This is a genomic window from Moorena sp. SIO4A1 (genome assembly GCF_010672065.1).
GTDB lineage: Bacteria > Cyanobacteriota > Cyanobacteriia > Cyanobacteriales > Coleofasciculaceae > Moorena.
This window is the reverse complement of record NZ_JAAHHX010000008.1, coordinates 47,960-64,748: the sequence shown is the minus strand read 5'-3', so window position 1 is coordinate 64,748 and position 16,789 is coordinate 47,960. Positions and strand designations below refer to the sequence as shown.

The 16,789-nt window shown below is 43.0% G+C and carries 13 protein-coding genes; 5 read left to right on the top strand and 8 right to left on the bottom strand.

Annotation, left to right across the window (positions count from 1 at the left end):
* Positions 1–244: 244 nt before the first annotated feature.
* Positions 245–1,657: a reverse transcriptase domain-containing protein gene (locus F6K53_RS08525; RefSeq protein ID WP_293080369.1), complete on the top strand. Its 1,413-nt coding sequence runs from the start codon at positions 245–247 to the stop codon at positions 1,655–1,657.
* 208 nt (positions 1,658–1,865) lie between these two features.
* On the opposite strand, the gene F6K53_RS08520 is transcribed toward F6K53_RS08525, so the two are convergent.
* From F6K53_RS08520 to F6K53_RS08505, 4 genes are all read right to left on the bottom strand, one after another.
* Entirely contained in the window at positions 1,866–2,582 is a 717-nt protein-coding gene (locus F6K53_RS08520; protein WP_293064579.1) for a hypothetical protein, read from the bottom strand.
* Between the two features lie 24 nt (positions 2,583–2,606).
* Positions 2,607–2,852: a hypothetical protein gene (locus F6K53_RS08515; RefSeq protein ID WP_293080367.1), complete on the bottom strand. Its 246-nt coding sequence runs from the start codon at positions 2,850–2,852 to the stop codon at positions 2,607–2,609.
* Between the two features lie 160 nt (positions 2,853–3,012).
* Positions 3,013–3,693, bottom strand: coding sequence for an actin-binding WH2 domain-containing protein (locus F6K53_RS08510; RefSeq protein ID WP_075897757.1), 681 nt, complete (start codon positions 3,691–3,693; stop codon positions 3,013–3,015).
* A 328-nt stretch (positions 3,694–4,021) separates the two neighbouring features.
* Positions 4,022–4,885, bottom strand: a complete 864-nt coding sequence (locus F6K53_RS08505) for a methyltransferase domain-containing protein (protein WP_293065028.1) — start codon at positions 4,883–4,885, stop codon at positions 4,022–4,024.
* Between the two features lie 180 nt (positions 4,886–5,065).
* On the opposite strand from F6K53_RS08505, the gene F6K53_RS08500 reads away from it, so the two are divergent.
* Positions 5,066–6,400, top strand: a complete 1,335-nt coding sequence (locus F6K53_RS08500) for a TrkH family potassium uptake protein (RefSeq protein WP_293064574.1) — start codon at positions 5,066–5,068, stop codon at positions 6,398–6,400.
* A gap of 119 nt (positions 6,401–6,519) precedes the next feature.
* Positions 6,520–7,215 (top strand): TrkA family potassium uptake protein, encoded by a 696-nt coding sequence (locus F6K53_RS08495; RefSeq protein ID WP_293025826.1) that lies wholly within the window; start codon positions 6,520–6,522, stop codon positions 7,213–7,215.
* On the opposite strand, the gene F6K53_RS08490 is transcribed toward F6K53_RS08495, so the two are convergent.
* Complete coding sequence (locus tag F6K53_RS08490) at positions 7,212–8,603, bottom strand: tetratricopeptide repeat protein (protein WP_293064571.1); 1,392 nt, start codon at positions 8,601–8,603, stop codon at positions 7,212–7,214. The two genes, F6K53_RS08495 and F6K53_RS08490, sit on opposite strands and share 4 nt — an antisense overlap.
* 99 nt (positions 8,604–8,702) lie before the next feature.
* Here F6K53_RS08490 and F6K53_RS08485 point away from each other — a divergent pair, with 99 nt between their 5' ends.
* The gene (locus tag F6K53_RS08485) at positions 8,703–10,055 is read left to right on the top strand and encodes a TldD/PmbA family protein (RefSeq protein ID WP_293064568.1); all 1,353 of its coding nucleotides are present in this window, start codon (positions 8,703–8,705) and stop codon (positions 10,053–10,055) included.
* 148 nt (positions 10,056–10,203) lie between these two features.
* Here the strand turns inward: F6K53_RS08485 and F6K53_RS08480 are convergent, their stop codons facing one another.
* From F6K53_RS08480 to F6K53_RS08470, 3 genes are all read right to left on the bottom strand, one after another.
* On the bottom strand, positions 10,204–12,159 hold the full coding sequence (locus F6K53_RS08480) for an ATP-binding protein (RefSeq protein ID WP_293064565.1): 1,956 nt from the start codon (positions 12,157–12,159) through the stop codon (positions 10,204–10,206).
* A 53-nt stretch (positions 12,160–12,212) separates the two neighbouring features.
* Positions 12,213–13,151, bottom strand: coding sequence for a phosphate/phosphite/phosphonate ABC transporter substrate-binding protein (locus F6K53_RS08475; RefSeq protein ID WP_293025818.1), 939 nt, complete (start codon positions 13,149–13,151; stop codon positions 12,213–12,215).
* A gap of 290 nt (positions 13,152–13,441) precedes the next feature.
* A complete protein-coding gene (locus F6K53_RS08470) occupies positions 13,442–13,654 on the bottom strand; it encodes a hypothetical protein (RefSeq protein ID WP_293025816.1) in 213 nt (70 codons plus the stop codon).
* 978 nt (positions 13,655–14,632) lie between these two features.
* Here F6K53_RS08470 and F6K53_RS08465 point away from each other — a divergent pair.
* A complete protein-coding gene (locus F6K53_RS08465; RefSeq protein ID WP_293064561.1) occupies positions 14,633–16,393 on the top strand; it encodes a choice-of-anchor I family protein in 1,761 nt (586 codons plus the stop codon).
* Positions 16,394–16,789 lie beyond the last annotated feature (396 nt).

The window sequence follows — 16,789 nt, the reverse complement described above, 5'->3', positions numbered from 1 at the left end:
AGGGAGTTTACGAAGGGGTAACCAACGGAGTAGGCGTGATTTTTTTGTATAGAGCTAATCATTAATGGTATCACAAATAACCTTCAACTAACCTTAAAAACTATAGCCTTTTTCCTAGCTATGAGGTACACAGGATTTTTTCCATCTTCCGACTTCCCTCTTCTTTCTTACCTACTCCCTGCTCCCTGCTCCCTAAAACCCAAGAATTTGTACCTTACCCAATTGCAAACTGCTATAAAAACCCATGTCAGACCAACCCCGTACCCGTCAGGAACTCTACGATCGCATCCGCCAAATTGGAAAAGAAGAATTCGTCCTCGAAGAAATGATTCGCTACGGATTTTGGCCAGCACAAGGTGAGATGCCAGAAGATCCAGCTGATGAAATTCGACGGCGGGGAGAACTCCAGCGAGAACTAGCCCAACTGCGTCAAGAAAGTAAGAAACTACAAAACGAACAAGCACTGCGTAAGCGCTTGCTAAAAGAACGGTTAGCAGAGTCCAGGCGTAAGCGTCAGGAAACCAAAGAAAGACGGGAACAACAACGGCTCGAACGTGCCCAAGCGTGGGCTATACGCCAGCAACAGGAAATACTCTATCTCGGTGAGCAAGTATCCCCAGGTCTAAACCATACCGAAAGCGATCGCATACGATTAGAAACCTATAAATTACCCCTGCTTAGCACAGCTCAAGAAATTGGTCAAGCCATGGGGATTACCCTAGGACAGCTACGCTTTCTCGCATTTAATCGCAAAACCGCCACCATATCTCACTACATTCGTTTCAAGATTCCCAAAAAAACCGGTGGAGAGCGATTAATTTCCGCACCCAAACCAAAACTAAAACAAGCACAACACTGGATTCTCAGCAACATACTAGAAAAACTAGAACTAGACAATGCAGCTCACGGCTTTCGACGCGATCGCTCCATAGTAACCAACGCCCAGCCTCATGTTGGTGCTGATGTCATTATCAACATTGACCTCAAAAACTTCTTCCCATCCATTTCCTACCCACGAGTCAAAGGACTTTTCCGGTCATTCGGTTATTCAGAAGCAGCAGCAACACTATTTGGATTACTATGTACAGAAGCCGACATCGAAGAAGTCGAACTAGATAGCAAAACCTACTACGTAGCCACAAGCGATCGCCACCTCCCCCAAGGCTCCCCTGCTTCACCAGCCATTACCAACATATTGTGCCGTCGTTTAGACCACCGACTAACCAACCTAGCCACAGACTTAGGCTTTATTTACACCCGCTATGCCGATGACCTCACCTTCTCCGCCTCCGGTGATAGCCTCCGCTTTATCGGTAAACTCCTAAAACGCACCAGCTCCGTAGTAGCTAACGAAGGGTTTACTATCAATCAACAAAAGACCCGAATCCTACGCAAATCCCAACAGCAAGAAGTAACAGGAATTGTAGTCAACCACCATCTCAATATTTCCAGAAAACAATTAAAACGCTTCCGTGCTACCCTCTATCAAATCGAAAAAGACGGTCCAGACAGCAAACACTGGGGAAACTCCAGTAATGTAATCGCAGCCATTCAAGGCTACGCCAACTTCATCGCCATGGTCAATCCCGAAAAAGCAGCCCCGTTTCAAGCACAAATCCAACGCATCAAAGAGAAATGGTTATCTAATCAGCATTAGGTCTCAGCTTACTTATTTTTGAATTAAGAATTAAGAATTAAGAATTAAGAATTAAGAATTAAGAATTAAGAATTAAGAATTAAGAATTAAGAATTAAGAATTAAGAATTAAGAATTAAGAATTAAGAATTGTGCATTCTACATTCTACATTCTACATTCTTCATTCTGATAGACAACTTTGGCCAAAAGGCCACGCTACCCGAACAACTTACCGCTTACCTCGTAAATTTATCACCTCCTTATGTACACTCATACCAATCTGAAGAGACTGATTCAGTAAGCGACCATACTCACCAGTTTCCTCACTCAGATCAAAAGCCATCAAAGTAGCCAAATTATCATCAAGATTGCTTAACAATGCCTGACGACCTTCAATTAAATTATTATGACTTCTGATTAAATTTTCCACTTGTAAAGCATTAACTAAACTTTTTTTAGTAATAGCGAGAGATTTAATTACTTTTCTCCGGCTTTCAGAGTGCTTGAACTCAGTAATTGAGCCCTCAATTGCCTCTATTCGTTCAGCTAAATCAATCGCTTTAATCACACCATTATAGTTATCAACCTGATCCATTAACCTAACCAAAGACTTAATTCGCTTTCCTTGTTTATAAAGATATACATTACCAATCACTATCCCTGAAACAAACAATCCCACCAGTATAGTAAATAGCCCAGTTATCCCAGCCTGGTCTTCAGGCAAATTGCCTGAATTTTTCATAAAAATCAGGATTGGAGGCAAAAATAAAATTAAACTCAGACCCAATATAAATATCTCAGTTAACAGAATCGATAACATATTCTTAGGCTTCTTAAATATAAACCCCCGACAAAAATCAATAGCCACCAGCTTAGCAAAATTCAGATCTACCAGGTTTCTGATATCCTCTGACGTAATCTCTAAATTACCTAAATTTGATGACATATCATCTCGCTCCTGTTAACCATTTTATGATATCTTGTACCAATCCCAATCACTTGCGTAGGGTGCGTTAGGGGCGGACTTGCCCTTATTTTCAGCCTCGTAGCCAGGGTTGGCATAGTCCGCCCCGTAACGCACCACCCTTGGGCGAGCCCTCATTTTCCCCCTCTTCGAGCCTTGTTCGGAAAGCTCGTCCGGAAATGAAACGGGCAAGATGCCCATTCCACCAAGATGCCCATTCCACCAAGATGCCCGTTCCACCCACCGTGTCAAATAGCTTTAATGAGATGCACCCAAACCACACTGCGAAGAAATCAAGTCCTCTTACTTGCACCCAAGCAATCCCATCCGTTATCGATATAAGAAATAGCGCTGCGCGCAGCGCTATACCTGCCACAAGTGTGGCTTCAAAATAGCAAATCAATAGTAAGCCTTAACCCCAACCCAGCATTCTACCAATTAACTGCAACACATGCATATAAAAATTACTCTCTAGCTCGCGAAATAGGGCAAAAGGTTCCCCAGGAGCTCCGAAGAATGGTCTGAGGGTCCATCCCAATTGGCTACCAACAAATCCATAGAGCACTAACCAAGCTTTAAGAATCCTAGTGCGATATTTGTTTTCTTCAGCTTCTTGCTCAGTGATCAATCCCATGCATTGGTAAAACACATTGACACCAATTAACCCAGTGATGCCAAATATTACTATATTTAAGAGCTGAAAAAATGTATAATCATCAATCGAGAGACGGAAAAAGAGAGTGATAGGAGCAAAGCCAAATAGCATCACACTAATCACAGATGTCGCCGCCAAAAGCAAAGCTAGGTACTGCCCAAAACTACGTTTAGAGCCTGAGCTAATCTCAAAAAAATATAAAGTCGGTAAACAAATCAACAGCGTTAAAAGGTATAGCGCCGGTAATTTGATAGCTGAAGAGATAATCTGGAGGGGGCCACTAAACGAGCCGATAATTGCACCATAAATCCCAAAAAATGCCGAGCTGGCAATTAATAAAGAGATAATCTTGATATCAATCCTAATCCCTTGGTCAACCTCCTTCAGGAATCTTTGGCGATCGCGCAAAAACTCCATAAGCACAGTAAAGTGGTTCATGACCTACTCCTAATTAAAATTTAAAGCTACAAGATACAGCCACCTAACACGTTCAGCCACCTAGGATAAAATCTAGTAATATAGCACTAATTTTTACTAGCATTAGTGCTTACCACAATAATCGATTGATTTACCATTGCCCATGCCAAATTGCCATTGGCAACTAACTCACTGTTATATATATAATTACTTCACGGGATTTGACCTCCTTTCCGTAAAATAAACTGCTAATTAACATGGGATGACCCCATAGGAATCATCAGATTTGGGTCATATACAACTGATTTTGATAACTCAAGGTATCAGCAAATGATTTCCGTTACAATCCTCACTTGCTGCCATACAACAACCCATAACGAATCAACCCCCGGCGATACCCTCGACTCATCAACCCCATCGACAGTGCCGCTTCCACAATTTTCCAATTACTTTTAAGCAACCCTAAAATCGCTTTCGGCTCAAAAGCAGAATCAATCACAATATCCCAAAACGGTTCAACCGCATCTGACCAATCCGCCGTCCGAATAGTTTGGAAATTCAAATTGCCAGCAATTTCCTCATACTCCTGCAACGAAATCACATAAGGCAAACAATAAACCCGATAAATCTCAGCCAAATGCTGCTGTTCATCTGTTGTCAATTGTCCCGTCGCCAAGGTTATCGGACGGTGACACCAAGTTGCCATTAAAAACCTTCCCCCAGGTTTCAGCACCCGATAACATTCTTGAAGAAACTGTTGCTTGTCCGGCATATGTTCTCCACTCTCCATCGACCAGACAAAATCAAACGTTTCATCAGCAAAAGGCATATCCAAAGCATTAGCAACCTGAAACTGAACCCGTGTCGCCAACCCAGCCACTTGCCCTCGTTCAGTCCCTCGTGATGCTTGAACTGGACTTAACGTAATGCCAGTAACATTTGCTTCAAACTGTTGCGCTAAATAAAGTGAACTGCCACCAATCCCACAACCGACATCCAAAATAGTACTAGCTTGCTCCACTTCAGCCCAACAGAGCAATTCATCAATCAAGTCAATTTGTGCCTGATATCGGTTTTTCCTCTCAGTACCCGCCCAGCCATAATAGCCATGGTGCATATGTTCACCCCAAACTGCTTCCCACAAGCCAGAAGAGGCATCATAAAATTCCTGAATCTGTTTTTCAAGACTCAATTTTTCAAGACTTAATGTCATATCTTGTCCACAAGCATCGTTCCGTATCACCAACTATAGCGGTTCTCACTTCCATAAACCATACCCAATTCGACGGGGGCACGCGGTGGGCCGCTACTAAGGAAAAAGGGTCTTGACAGATGGTAAATCACAAATGAACAATGACAAAGACAAAGGACAAAGACAAATCACAAATGACCAATGACTATTCCCCGAACCATTTGCCTTGGATTCCTTTCCGTAATTGCCATCGGAACTGTTTTGCTAATGATGCCATTTGCTGCTAGTGATGGCACATGGACTAACCCCATGGTGGCACTATTCACCTCAACCTCTGCTGTCTGTGTTACTGGTCTAGTGGTTGTCGATACTGGCTCCTATTTTTCCTTCTGGGGACAGTTGATTGTGCTTGCCCTCTTCCAAATTGGCGGTTTGGGCTATATGACCACCACCACATTTCTCATTTTAATACTGGGGCGCAAGTTCAAATTAAAGCAGAAAATCGCCATTCAACAAGCCTTAGATAGACAAGGTTTACAAGACAGTGCAGCATTAATTCGTTCCATCATTGCCACAGCAATAATTTTTGAAATCACAGGGATTTTTCTACTTTTACTAGTGTTTATTCCCGATTATGGATTATACCAGGGACTCTGGTTAGCCATTTTTCATAGCATCAGTGCTTGGAATAATGCTGGATTTAGTCTTTTTCCAGACAGTTTAACAAGTTATCAGTCATCTCTTCTACTGAACCTAGTGATCACAGCTCTAATTATCTGCGGTGGCATTGGTCAACAGGTAATTTTTGAGTTTTATCTTTGGTTGCGCGATCGCATGCTCCGACGACGTCAGTCTCTGGAATTTTCCCTGAATTTTAAAGTAGTCACTAGCACCACTATCTTTTTGTTGATAGTGGGAGCAATCGCATTTTTATTCATCGAATTTAATAATTATAACACTCTAGGACCTTCAACATTATCAGACAAATTTATCAAAGCCTGGTTTCAGTCAGTGACCACCAGAACCGCAGGCTTTAACACCATTGATCTTGGTAAAATGACCACAGCCGGGTTATTTATTACCATTGCAATGATGTTTTTTGGAGCCAGTCCAGGGGGAACAGGTGGTGGCATCAAGACTACAACAGTAAGAATTTTAGTTAGTTCTACCAAAGCAATTTTACAAGGCAAAGAAGAGGTTTATCTATATAAGCGCCAGGTGCCAATTGAGCTAATTCTAAAAGCCATTGGAGTCTTAGTCGGATCATTCGCTACAGTAATTCTCTCAACACTTTTAATTTCCCTAGCTGAGCCAAATATGGATTTTATTGAGATTTTATTTGAAGTTGTCTCAGCCTTTGCTACTGTCGGTCTTTCCACAGGGATTACCCCAGACGTTTCTACCTTGGCAAAGCTAGTGTTAATTGGAACAATGTACATTGGCAGGGTTGGAGTTTTGTTGCTGATGGCATCCCTACTAGGAGAACCCCGTCCCAGTTCAGTTCACTATCCAGAAGAAAACTTACTTGTGGGATAATCCTAGGTAAAAGGTATACTGGCTTGGTAATGGCAAATTGCCAATGGCAATTAACACTTAAAAATCAACAAGGAACAAGTAATAAAAACTTACTATAGCAGTTATCAAAGGAGGCCGAAGTGAATCTATCATTTTTAACGTTTTTGCGTAACCTACCCAAAGAAAATAAACAGTTTGCCGTTATTGGACTAGGGCGTTTTGGTCGAGCTGTCTGTTCCACACTATACCAACTTGGCTATGAGGTTCTGGGTACTGATATTGATGAAAAACTAGTTTGCCAAGTGTTAACCGAAAAAATAGCTTCCCATGCTGTGCAGCTCGATTCAAAAGAACCATTAGCATTGAAAGAAGCCGGGATTTTAGAATTTGACACAGTAATTATTGCCATCGGTAACTATTTACAAGAAAGCATTATCACCACCCTCAACTTAAAAGAAGCAGGAGTTCCTTACGTCATTGCTAAAGCTTCCTCAGAAGTTCATGGCAAGCTGTTAAAACGGGTAGGAGCCGATCATGTAGTTTTTCCTGAGAATGACGCAGGTTGTGCTTTAGCACGCTCCCTCACCAAACCATCCATTTTGGAATGGTTTGACCTAGACTCTAAGCACAGTATTGTCGAGGTCAGAGTGCCAGAAAAATTTGATGGCAAAACCATTTTGGAACTGGAATTGCGCAAGCGCTATGGCTTGACTGTCCTGGCTATTAAGGGAGATGCTGAATTTGAGATTAACCCTGACCCTAATCAACCTCTGTACAAAGATATGCTTATGGTTATTATTGGCTCCAACCCTGATATTGACCGCTTACCCATTTAAAGCTTAGGAATCCCTCTGTCTGGTTCAGACTTTTCCGGTTCCATCTGTTCAGTTTCAGTGGACTCTACCTTAGGAGTTTCTTGGGATTCTACCTCCAGAATTTCAGGAGACTTCATCTGTGGAATTTTAGGAGAGTCTACCTCAGGAGTTTCTTGAGTATCAACCAACTTGTCTTGTGCTTCTAGCTGCTTGATGTACTCATCAACCTCTGTCACCTTCTCCTCATTACCAGCAAAGGCGAATAACTCTCTAGCTTTGACCAAAGAAGAGAGAGCTTCCTCTCGCTGTTGAGACTTTTCTAAAACTACACCCAAGTTGTAATGACCTTCTGCTAATGCCGGAGACAGGCTAAGAGCTTGCTGATATTCAGCCATGGCTTCCTCATACTGTTCTTGCTGTTGTAGAGCAACACCGAGGTTGTAGTGGGTCAAGGCGTGGTAAGGATCGAGTTGCACAGCTAATTTGAGTGTGGTAACTGCTTCGGCGTACTCACCATTCGCTGTCAGTGCTGCCCCTAGCTGTCGGTAAGCATCCACATTTTCCGGTTCCAGTTCCGTCACCAAGCGAAACCGAGTAATCGCTTCCGCCAACTCCCCTTTCTCAAACAAAATTACCGCTAATTGATACTGAGCCGGGGCCAAGTTCGGGTCAACCTTAACTGCTTCCCTAAAGGATTCCTCTGCCGCTGACTTTTCCCCTTGCTCCACCAGTAATAGTCCCAACTGGTAGTGTGCTTTTACCAATTTAGGTTGAGTGCGAACTGCTTGTCTGAGTGCAGTAGTTGCTGGTCCAATCTGGTCTTGCTCGACTAAAATCAGTCCCATGTTATAGTAGGCTTTGCCATAATCTGGGTCTAGGCGAATGGTGGCTTGGTAGTGTTCGATCGCCTGTTCTTGATTACCCTGAGATTCCAGAGCTAACCCTAAGTTATAATAAATATCGGCTGATTCAGGATTGAAAGACAACGCCTGTCGATAAGCAGCGATCGCACTATCGGGTGCCCCTTCCTTGTAAAAAGCAATGCCTAAGTTGTAATAAGCTTGTGACAAGGTTGGGTCAAGGGCAATAGCAATTTGGTATTGTTCCAATGCCAGCTGGTTCTTACCCTGCTGCAAAAACGTATTCGCCAACAAGTAACGTCCCATGGCCATATAGGGGTCAAACTCAAGGGCTTTACGAAAAGCGCGCTCTGCCCCAGGAAAGTCCCGACGTCCGTACAGTTTCACGCCAACTTGAAAGTATGAAGCCGCATCCAGGTTATTGGAGTATGGACCTTCCATCAACTGCTTGGTTCCTTTATACTCAGGAATCTCTTTACCTTGAGCTTGACCAACACTTGTCAAACCAAAACTGATGATAGTGGCAGCTAGCAGCGGTATCGTTCTCATTCACCCTTTTCCTATATGCTGAGACATTTTTGGTATACTACAGGATAATATTTTTTTACTAGAATAATTCGCCGCTTATCAAGCCCATCCCCACAGGAAATGACCCTAGCTGCTGCTCCGATATGCGATCGCAAAGATCAAGCCCTATCCTTAGTCGATTCAGTCATTGCCCAATCCCAGGCAGAAGGGGTATTCGTCAGTCTCAGCCTTGGTGACGAATTTCTTAGCCGCTTCTCGGAAAATCAGATTACCCAGAATATCAGCCGCCAACGCTGCCAACTTACCATTACCAGTTATTTCGGTAAGCGTTGTGCCTCTGCTACCACAACAGAACTAGACCCAGAGGCAATAGCCCAAACTATCCAACGTTCAGAACAACTGGCTCGCATTGCCCCAGAAGATCCTGAATGGGTACCCCTACTGGAAGCCCAGGATTATGAGCAACGCACCCCAGCCTTCGATCAAGCCACTGCTACCCTTTCCCCCTTGGAACGGGGAGAAATGGTCAAGGGAGTATGTACCTTAACTGCTAAGGCAGGAGTCGAAGGGTCTGGTAAGCTTAGTACTCAAGCCTTTTTACGAGTTGTGGGCAACTCCCAAGGGTTACGAGCGTTAGACCAAGGTACAGAGGCAGATTGTAGCGTTACAGCCCGTATAGACGATGGTTCGAGTTGGAGTCAAAGCACTGCCTTTGCCGTAGAGCAGTTACCGATTTTAGAGAAGTCATCGATAACAGCTCTAATTGAACGAGCTAAAGCCTCACGTCACCCCCGTAAGGTGAATCCAGGTACCTACCCAGTTATATTTGATGGTGCTGCCTTTGCGGAATTGCTGTCTTGGGTAATCTGGAATATGGATGCTCGGGCAGCCGATGAAGGACGCTCCTTTATGTCCCATAGTGATCAAACCGGTAAGCCTACTGGTAACCGCTTGGGTCAGCCAATGTTTAGCCCGATAGTGCAGGTACAACGCCACCCTGCTCATCCCCTACTTCAATTAGGCACTTGCTTTCGGGATGGATTGAGTAATCGCTATACCGAGGTGATTAAGGACGGTATTCCCCAAATCCTTTACTATAGCCGCTATTGGGCAGCTCAGAAAGGCAAAGATCCCACCGGACTATTGTTTCCCATTGTCATGTCCGGTTCTAGCCAAAGTCTAGCTGACCTGATTGCCCAGACAGAGCGAGGTATTTTGGTAAATCGTGCTTGGTATGTGCGCTATGTTAATCCCAAAACCCTAGAAGTCACAGGTATGACCCGTGACGGCACATTCTGGATTGAAGACGGTCAGATTGCCTACCCGATTAAAAACCTGCGCTTTAACCAAAGCCTGCCTCAAATGTTAAAAGAAATCGATGCCCTAAGCCAAGTACAGCGCTACGGTAACATCGTAGTTCCAGGAGTTCGGGTCAAGGCATTTAACTTTGATAGTATCACTGACAGCATTTGAGGCAAATCATGAATGATGAAATATGAAGAATTAAATAAGAAAGCTGTCATGTGAAATGTGAAAGCTCAAATGTGAAAGCTCAAATGTGAAAGCTCAAATGTGAAAACTTTACCTTTTACCTTTTGCCTTCACTTAACCCATTACCCATTTAGCCCTTAGGTGTTTCTGCTTTGGGGTCATTTACTACAGCAGGACAACGGATGGTAAAGCTGGAGCCAACACCAATCTCGCTTTCCACCATAATTTGACAACCCATCATGTCGCAGAAGCGTTGGCTGATGGAAAGACCTAAACCCGTTCCACCATACTTTTTGGTGGTTGAATTATCTGCCTGGGTAAATGGTTGAAATACTTTGTTTAGCTGTTCTGGAGTCATACCAATGCCAGTATCAGCTACTGAGAAGATCAACCAATCATCAGATTCGAGATTCGCTAAGGTATTGGAGGAGGTAGGAATATCGATTGTGGTGTAGGAAGCACTTGAGGATCTCGAATAAGGTTGGGATAACTCCAAGATGAGTTCGTTCTTGCCATTCCTATGGTTACTTCCTTCACGCTTAATGCTAAAAGTAATCGTGCCTGTCTCAGTGAATTTGGCAGCATTACTTAGCAAGTTTAACAGAACCTGCTTGAGCTTAGTCCGGTCAGCCACCATTGTCCCGAGAGAGTCAGCACTGCTGATCTTTAGACTATTGTTCTTTTTCTGCATCAGTGGCTTAGCAAGGCTTTCCAATTCCACTATCAGGGTGGTAACATCAAAGCTCTCTAAGTAGAGGTTCATCTTGCCTGCTTCAATCTTTGAAATGTCTAGAACATCACTGATCAGTGTGAGCAGGTGCGTACCAGAGTTCCAAATCTCCTTTAAGTCAGAGACGAACTCGTCATAGCCTAACTCCTCGGCATCTTCCCAAAGCAACTGACTTAAGCCCAGAATACCGTTCAGGGGTGTCCGTAGCTCATGGCTCATACTAGCCATAAACGCACTCTTGGCATGGTTGGCTTCTTCAGCCGCTTCTTTTGCCTGTTGCAACTCAATCTGAGCCAACTTGTTATCCGTAATATCCCGGACAATGGTCAGCACTTCTTTATCTCCACTGACCACAATCCGTGCTTCAAAATGGCGGCGTTGGCCATTAATAAACCTCTCATGTTCAAAGATTTGGATCTCCCCAGTTTCCAAAGCTTGCTGAACATTGCTGATATAAAGTTGAGCTATCCCTTGTGGTAATACATTATACACCGTTTTACCCAAGACTTGATCTCCAAACCCAAAAGAGCTATGATTCCTTGCCGCTTTATAATCTAGAAATGTACCATCGTGACTAAAGTGCAACATTAAATCCGGGATAGCATTGAGCAAGGCTCGATTTTTCCCTTCACTTTGGCGCAGAGCTTCAGCTCGCTGTTCCAAATTTTCAATGACTTTTCGCAGCCGGGAAGTCATCCGGTTGAAGGAATCTGCCAACATCGCTAGCTCATCCTTGGTGTGAACAGTAATCTTCTGGTTCAAGTCCCCAGCAGCCAAACGCTTGGTTGCAGCAGTCATCTGTTGCAATGGTTCAGTGATTGACCGACTCAGCAGCAGTGCCAACAGGGTACCGGCAGCCGCTGCGGTTACTGCCACCACTAGACCTTGATTACGTACCGCAGCAATTTTATTATTCAGGGGAGCTGTAGACAGTCCGACACTAATCGCTCCCACTGTCTGATTCCCGAGAATCACTGCTTTCCCAACAGTAAGTTGGTCAGCATCCCACTCAACATATATCTTATCAGGTTTTAGCCTTAGCAGCTCCTGGCCAACAGAGTTACTCTCGAGACTATACACCTGACCGTCTACCGAATCGGCTTTGGCTACGATCCGTCCATCTTTTTGGTATATGAAACCCTCCTCCACTAACCCCTGATCCCCCAGCTGCTCCATGACCTGCTCCAAAGCATCAGCATCTGCAAGGTAGAGCGCATCAGCAGTCACTAAGATCAGAGTATTAAGCAATAGATTCGCCTGTTGCTTGAGTTCTTTACGAAAGGTTTGTTGCTCACGGTGCAGAGATAGCATGGTGACACTAGCCACTGCCACAATGACCAAGCTAGTCATAGTCATTGTCAGTTTAGTGGCTAATGGCCATTGTCTCCAGCTAAATCTGCCCATGCAATTTACCGATTCTCAACAATGTTGTATAATTGTTGCATCCTTTCCAACCCCTGTAGAGTTAGGAATTCATCAAACTTAGCAGTCTTCTGGAACTTAGTCAGCACTTCTTTGCCCTTGGGGTCGTTATGCATGGTAGTCAGAATACTCTTGAGCTGAGCCATTAACTCAGGATCCATATTGCCTGGAACCATCACGACTTGCCTAGGCACCTTGTCCGTCTCAGCCAAAATAGTCATGGCGTCCCGGACATCCTCCGGGACTTGCTCGAAAGTCTGGTTATCCACTGCACCAGCGTCTGCCTTTGAGCTAATCACCCATTGGATAGTATTTTCATCATCATCACTGAAGATATACCCCACCTCATTAGCTGCAACTACATCACTGGCTGATCCCTTTTCATTAGGCTTCAAACCTGCTTCAATCAGATAAGCCATAGGTAACATATAGCCAGAGGTCGATTGTCTATCATCAAACGCGACCTTCTTACCCTTTAGATCAGCTAGGGATTTAATCCCTCGGTCTTTCATAGTAAAGATAATCGTGTGGTACTCAGCATCACCCCGTTTCCAACGGCGCAAAATTGGTTGAGCACCAGACTCTTGATTAATCCTCATCGCTGGGTAGAGACTATCGAAGTATAGGTGTACCTCCCCTTCTTTGAGCCAGCTGATCATGGTAGGAAAATCGGAGGCAATTTTTACTTCGCCAGTGTTAATATCGAACTCACTCAACTTCTCAGCCAGGTAATTTGCCAGGGGCTGGAAGCGGCGGATCTTTTTGGCTGGATTCTTTGAAATATCACCTAATACAATCACCTTAGTGTCTTCAGAAATTGTCGATGGCTCTAAGCTAGGGTTTGATTGTTCGGCTGGTTGACTACAGCTCACTAAGGAAGTGAGCATACCAACGAGCAGAACTTTTCCTAACAGCTTGGTTAACATAGTGTCCTACTCTCAATTACAGTTAGAACCGATGTCTTCACAGGTAGATACTAGGATTAGCCATGTCAGGATGGCTACCTTAGCAAACTTAGCAAAGTTTTCAGTGAATCTACCTCAGAATAGCGATTTCCTGCAGGACAATCTACCTCAACACAAAAGCCCATAGGTAAATTCACTGATTCGGTTATCCCCTTGAACTGTAGATGCCTTACTAATTCCTTGGGTTAGGTGAAGATCAATACAGGAAAACTTAATCCTAGAACACCCTAGTGCAGTTGGGCTAGAGCGAGTTACATGCTTACAGGGAATGACACGCTCGCCTGATGGACAAAGGTAAAAGGTATTCCTATTACCCCAAGCCCTTTTCCTTGTCCTTTTGGTGAAGCCTCCGAAAAATCATCTCTTTGAGAGTACCTTAGTTTCACCAGTTTCACCTCCCCATAGACACCCTGTCCTAAAGCAGAACTTGCATAGCTCGAAGCTCCGGTTTCTTGAGAAGTCATAGATTACCTCCCGGTTAGACAATGACTCTTGAGCATCGGAGTAGATGCATTTAGTGTGGTAGAACCTAGGAGCTATTTTATATGGTATCACTTTATGTCGTGACCTAACATTATCTACTTACTAGCAATTGGTTATATATCTTAATATTTATGGGCTCTGAAGGTACACCTTATAGTAGAGTATATCGAATTGCATTATTGTATTTTTTTAGAGTTTATAATTGTTTTTTTTGTTGCTTTAGTTTTAAAAAAAATCTAAGGAATCTATTACCATTAACAATAGGAAGCTAAATATCAAATAATAACGACATAATAAACTTAATATTAAATTGTTTAATATTAAGTTTATTTTTATTCGTTCCAGTATTAAGTTTAAATTGAATAATTCTACTTGGTAGTATAACTAGATCGACGCTATAAATTTGGCGTAACAAGGTTAACTACCCTAACTACTATTGATAATGGCGGCATTTCACACTCTGCTATACATTAATAAGATTTAATATATTGTTTAAAAAAAAATAAACAATAGCTAGTTGGTTATATATAAAACTATAAAAAAAACTAGTAATTATGATTAATATTCAGAGTTATAATAATTTTTTTATATAAAAACTTAATCAGATATCCAAAACTATGGTATGATTTGTTAATCATATTCTGCAAATTCCCGCCAAAATGGCGTGAAACAAAGTTGGATTAGGTTTTAAATTAAAGTGATCCCATCAGGCTTTGGTGATTCCTTATTTAAAGATTGATTAAATACTTTGTGAAGTTTCAGTAAAGATTTGGTGAAGTTTCAGTGAAAATTACTAGAACTACACGAAATTGAGCACTGATTTAAAAAATTTCTCATAATTGCATCATAAATTACATGATAACCATTTCATTTAAAGTATTAGCTAGGTATTCCTATACCTAGACGGGGCAAGGAACACCATGGTAAAAGATCAGAGTCCATCTATTTCTCATAGAAAAATGCCTAATATCATACAAGCAACCATTAACTCAACATTGCTGTTGGGTATACTTACATCACCTGCCGCCGCCTTCTCCCTAAACATCACACCGATTTCTACCTTTTCCACGGGAATCTTCGATGATGGGGCGGCGGAGATATCGACTTTCGATCCACTCAGCCAAAGGTTATTCGTTACCAATGCTAGTAGCAATCAAGTGGATGTCCTGGACTTTGTCGCAGGCAACCTCTCGTTATCCACCACCATTCCCCTGGAATCGTTTGGGGCAACACCAACGAGTATTGCCTCTACCAATGGCTTACTAGCGGTTTCCGTAGCCAATGAAGTGCGAACTGATCCAGGAACAGTGGCTTTCTTTGACACCAACGGTAACTTCAAAACATCGGTCACGGTTGGTGCCTTGCCTGACGCGGTAACCTTTACCCCAGATGGCACAAAGTTACTGGTTGCCAATGAAGGAGAGCCAGCCTTCTCAGAGACTTTAGGTCAGATCGTTAATCCAAAGGGGTCGGTTAGTATTATCGACCTTCTTGACTCGAAGCATCCTACTGTCAGGACTGCAGACTTTAGTTCGTTCTCAAAGCAGTATCTCCAAAACCAGGGAGTTAACCTCTTTGTCGATGCATTGGAAGAACTTGAGGCTTCATCCCAGGAGGAATTCGGTATTGAGGATTTATTCCAGTCCCCGATTACCCCTGATCGGGATCTCCAACCGGAAAACATCACTGTCTCAGACGATGGTAAAACTGCCTGGGTAGCACTCCAGGAAAACAATGCTATTGGTGTTCTCAATCTAGAAACTAATGAGTTCACTAACGTTGTGGGTCTCGGTGTCAAAGATCACAGTCAGCCTAATAATGGCTTAGATACCAGCGATAGAGACGATGCTATCAATATCCAAAACAGGCCAGTGTTTGGGTTATTCCAGCCAGACCAACTTGATGTCTATACCGTTGACGGCATAACTTACTTGGTGACTGCTAACGAAGGCGATTTCCTCCGCATTGAGGGTGACTTAGACGGTGAAGAAGTAAGGTTTTTCCAGGAAGATGATCGGATAGATGACTTAGTCTTAGACCCAACTGCCTTCCCTGATGCGATCGCTCTACAAGAAGATGATGTTCTTGGACGTTTGCAAGTGTCAACGATCAATGGTGACCCTGATGGAGACGGTGACTTTGACGAACTGTTTGCCTTTGGAGGACGCTCCTTCTCAATTTGGAAGGTAATAGAGGATGACTTAGAGCTAGTTTTTGACAGTGGTGATGCTTTTGAACAAATAACTGCTGACCTATTTCCAGATTTCTTCAACGCTGAAGCTGAGGAAAACAACTTTGATACCCGCAGCGACAATAGAGGTCCGGAACCCCAGGGGATAACAGTGGTTGAGTTATTCGGTCGCTCCTTTGCCTTCATCGGTTTTGAGCAGATTGGTGGCTTCATAGTCTATGACGTTAGCGATCCTGAAAATCCATTCTTTGTGAATTACATCAACAACCGCGACTTTCTAGGGGATCCTGAGGCTGGTACAGCAGGGGATCTTGGTCTTGAAGGATTGCTGTTCATATCAGCAGAGGATAGTCCCAACCAAACACCGATGCTAGTTGTTAACAATGAGGTCAGTGGCACAACTACTGTCTACTCAATCGAACAAGTACCAGAACCAAGTTCGATATTGGGTCTGTTTAACGTTATTGCTTTAGGGTGTATGGCTTGGAAGGGAAAGCTTTCAACAACATGTAAAGAGACTAGCCTTTAAAGGGAAGGGAGACTGGGGGAATAATATCTCCTCCAGTTTAATCACTTGCTATGCAGGTAAATCTTTAATTGTTAATTGTTAATTGTTAATTGTTTATGTAATTATTTAGGTGTAGGGGTTGACAAACTCTGTAACGTGTGAATTTGGCAGCAAAAATCAGCAAATTTGGATTGTTTAATACAGTTTGAGTCAGGCCGCTGGCAAAATGCACAAAATAGCTTCACAAACAACCCCAAAACCTGAATAATTACATTTTCAATTTTCAATTTTCAATACACATCACACCCTTTAATCTAATAAATTTAATCTAAATTTAATCTAAATTTAATCTAATCAATGTATTCAAACTGTTTTATTTGGTATTATTCCATCATCCCATCACCCCATCACCCGCTA

Coding starts and splice junctions, on each gene's coding strand:
- F6K53_RS08525 (WP_293080369.1), top strand. CDS start 245: ATGTCAGACCAACCCCGTACCCGTCAGGAACTCTACGATCGCATCCGC.
- F6K53_RS08520 (WP_293064579.1), bottom strand. CDS start 2,582: ATGTCATCAAATTTAGGTAATTTAGAGATTACGTCAGAGGATATCAGA.
- F6K53_RS08510 (WP_075897757.1), bottom strand. CDS start 3,693: ATGAACCACTTTACTGTGCTTATGGAGTTTTTGCGCGATCGCCAAAGA.
- F6K53_RS08505 (WP_293065028.1), bottom strand. CDS start 4,885: ATGACATTAAGTCTTGAAAAATTGAGTCTTGAAAAACAGATTCAGGAA.
- F6K53_RS08500 (WP_293064574.1), top strand. CDS start 5,066: ATGACTATTCCCCGAACCATTTGCCTTGGATTCCTTTCCGTAATTGCC.
- F6K53_RS08490 (WP_293064571.1), bottom strand. CDS start 8,603: ATGAGAACGATACCGCTGCTAGCTGCCACTATCATCAGTTTTGGTTTG.
- F6K53_RS08485 (WP_293064568.1), top strand. CDS start 8,703: ATGACCCTAGCTGCTGCTCCGATATGCGATCGCAAAGATCAAGCCCTA.
- F6K53_RS08480 (WP_293064565.1), bottom strand. CDS start 12,159: ATGACTATGACTAGCTTGGTCATTGTGGCAGTGGCTAGTGTCACCATG.
- F6K53_RS08475 (WP_293025818.1), bottom strand. CDS start 13,151: ATGTTAACCAAGCTGTTAGGAAAAGTTCTGCTCGTTGGTATGCTCACT.
- F6K53_RS08470 (WP_293025816.1), bottom strand. CDS start 13,654: ATGACTTCTCAAGAAACCGGAGCTTCGAGCTATGCAAGTTCTGCTTTA.
- F6K53_RS08465 (WP_293064561.1), top strand. CDS start 14,633: ATGCCTAATATCATACAAGCAACCATTAACTCAACATTGCTGTTGGGT.